At 59.4% G+C, this 283-nt stretch carries 1 protein-coding gene; it reads left to right on the plus strand.

The window, feature by feature from the left end; translation table 11 throughout:
• Nucleotides 1-283, plus strand: a 283-nt coding sequence (locus tag AAA952_RS22355) for a VCBS domain-containing protein (RefSeq protein WP_338259715.1), incomplete at both ends; no start/stop codon positions are given.

Below are 283 nucleotides of genomic sequence, written 5' to 3' on the forward strand. Positions count from 1 at the left end.
CCGACACCCTGCCAGGCACAGTACAAACGGTGGCCGGCACCTTAACCGTCACCGACGTCGACAACGGCGAAGCGGTCTTCCAAGTGCAAACCAATGTCGCCGATGGCAACTACGGGTTCTTCAGCATTGATGCCGACGGTAACTGGACCTACACCTTAAACAACAGCCACAGCGACGTGCAGTCACTCAAGGCGGGTGAAACCCTGACCCGTGACATCACGGTCACCAGTGCCGATGGCACCGCCAGCCACACCGTGACCATCACCATTGTCGGCGCGAACGA

This window comes from Shewanella sp. M-Br (assembly GCF_036245925.1).
GTDB lineage: Bacteria > Pseudomonadota > Gammaproteobacteria > Enterobacterales > Shewanellaceae > Shewanella > Shewanella oncorhynchi.